This window comes from Aeromonas sp. ZOR0002 (assembly GCF_963866995.1).
Taxonomy (GTDB): Bacteria; Pseudomonadota; Gammaproteobacteria; order Enterobacterales; family Aeromonadaceae; genus Aeromonas; species Aeromonas caviae.
On record NZ_CAWMFQ010000269.1, the window covers coordinates 1 to 2,328 of the forward strand.

At 62.6% G+C, this 2,328-nt stretch carries 4 protein-coding genes; all 4 read left to right on the forward strand.

All coding sequences use genetic code 11. The annotated features are described in order from the left end of the window. Positions 1-503, forward strand: a 503-nt coding sequence (locus AACR77_RS14615; RefSeq protein WP_042882479.1) for a TPR domain-containing protein, incomplete at its 5' end; no start/stop codon positions are given. A gap of 350 nt (positions 504-853) precedes the next feature. After that, a complete protein-coding gene (locus AACR77_RS14620) occupies positions 854-1,774 on the forward strand; it encodes a serine hydrolase (RefSeq protein WP_042882480.1) in 921 nt (306 codons plus the stop codon). Between the two features lie 160 nt (positions 1,775-1,934). Continuing rightward, complete coding sequence (locus AACR77_RS14625) at positions 1,935-2,075, forward strand: DUF2256 domain-containing protein (RefSeq protein ID WP_080770115.1); 141 nt, start codon at positions 1,935-1,937, stop codon at positions 2,073-2,075. Continuing rightward, positions 2,075-2,328: cryptochrome/photolyase family protein (locus tag AACR77_RS14630; RefSeq protein WP_042882481.1), on the forward strand; the 254-nt coding region annotated here is incomplete at its 3' end. The genes AACR77_RS14625 and AACR77_RS14630, both read left to right, overlap by 1 nt.

The window sequence follows — 2,328 nt, forward strand, 5'->3', positions numbered from 1 at the left end:
CCGGCCGCTATCAGGCGTGGCAGGCGTATCAGTCGCGCCCCGATCCGCTGGCGGGATTGAGCACGCGGGATCTGCAGGACAAGGAGCTGGGCGCCCTGCACCAGCGCCTGCAAGCCAACCCCACCGATCTCGACGGCTGGGCGGCGCTCGGCCAGCTCTATCTCTATCGGGACGAGTACGACAACGCCCTGCTCGCCTACCAGCGCCTCGCCCTGCAAGAAGGGGGCGCCAGCGCGGCGACTCAAGCCGCACAGGCTACCGTTCTCTACTATCAGGCAGGCCAGCAGCTCACCCCGGAGGCGCTGCGTCTGCTTGATAGCGCCCTCAAGCAGGACAAAGGCGAGGTGAGCGCCCTGATGCTGCTCGCCTCCGATCACTTCCTGCATGGTCGCTACAGCCAGGCCATTGCGCTGTGGCAGCAACTGCTCGATGAAGAGCGACCCCGTATCAACCGGACCGCGCTGATCGAGGCCATTCAGACCGCGCGGATGATGGGAGGATGACGCGGGGCAAAACAGCGATAATGCAGCGGGCCATCTTCCCTGCCGGGCGCCGTTTTTATCGCCATGGTCGCCATTAACGACCCCTTCATCATCCCAAGGCGCCGAAAGGTGCAAAAAGAGTCGTCATCCCGCCCCTCGCCAGCATATAGTGCGCCCCCGTGGTGGCGTGTCTGGCATGGCCTGACAGGCCTCTATGACTCCCTTTTGCGGGCCCAATAGCCCCGATGCGGGGGATTTCAAGGTGCGCCAACCCATAAAATGGAAATATCCGGCCACCAGACGTTGTGAAGCGTCAATTACCGTCATATAACTTAGCCAAATGTCCCTGTGAGTCGTAGTAGAGTCAAATCATGAACCTTCGTCCTTTTCTTCCCTTGCTGCTCGGCGCCTTCCTCCTTCCCGCCAGCATGGAAAGCGCCCATGCCAACCCGTTTTCTGCGACCTCTTCTTCCACCAACAGCCTGCTCGAACCCCGCAGCAACCTGCCGCTGAGATCCGATGCCTACGTGGTCGTCAACCCGAAAACCGGCGAGACACTGGCAGAGCGCAACGCCAACCGGGTGATGTCCATCGCCTCCATCACCAAGCTGATGACAGCGCTGGTGGTACTGGATGGCAATCAGCGCCTCAACGAGACCCTCACCGTCACCATGGATGACGTGGACAGACTCAAGGGCACGGGGTCGCGCCTCGCGGTGGGCTCTCGCCTGAGCCGCGCCGACATGCTGCACATCGCCCTGATGTCCTCTGAAAACCGCGCAGCCTCAGCTTTGGGACGGCACTACCCGGGTGGCCGCAAAGCCTTTATCGAGGCAATGAATGCCAAGGCCCGCATGCTCGGCATGTGGAGCACCCATTTCGCCGACAGCACCGGGCTCAACCCCCGCAACGTCTCCACCGCACACGATCTCGCCAAACTGGCTGCTGCCGCATCCACCTACCCGCTGATCCGCCAGTACACCGCCTCCGAGCAGCGTCTGGTACGCAACGGCAAGCGCCAGCTGCACTACCTCAACTCCAACCGCCTGGTACGGGAAGGAAGCTGGCCCATTCTGGTCTCCAAGACCGGTTATATCCGCGAGGCGGGGCGCTGCCTGGTCATGGGAACCCGGGTCAACAACGAGCCCGTGGTCATGGTGCTGCTTCACGCCAACACCACGGATGAACGGGTCGCCGATGCCAGAAAGATCAAGAGCTGGCTGGAAACCTCGGGCCGCATGACCCTGACGGCGCAGTCCACTCCCCAGCCCGGGCTCTTCAGCAGCCAGTAACGGCTACGAGAACAAGGGCCCCCAACCGGCAGGTGCGGGGGCCTTTTTCATGAGTGGCAATCACCGCCTGCTGCCTCTTTCTGCTCCCCCAGTGATCCCGACCGTATGGTGCTTCGTTAAGGAGGCAGAGAGAAACCAAGGGCATCAACAGGGCCGCCACATGCACCTCAAACCCCATCTACCCGAGAAGATCTGTCCCGTCTGCCAGCGTCTTTTTGCCTGGCGGCGCAAGTGGGCCCGCTGCTGGCAGGAAGTGCGCTATTGCAGCGAACGCTGCCGTCGTCGAAAGGAGCACCCCTGATGGAGCTGCGCCTCATTCTCGGAGATCAACTGAACGCAGGTCATAGCTGGTTTCGCACGCCGGATCCCGCTGTCTGCTACCTGATGGCGGAGCTGCGCCAGGAGACGGACTACTGCCGCCACCATCGCCAGAAGGTGCTCGCCTTCTTTGCCGCCATGCGCGCCTTCGCCGCCGCCCTCACCAAGGCGGGCCACCGGGTCTGCTACCTGACTCTCGATGAGAGCGCCCCCTGGCCCGATTTGCCGAGCTTGCT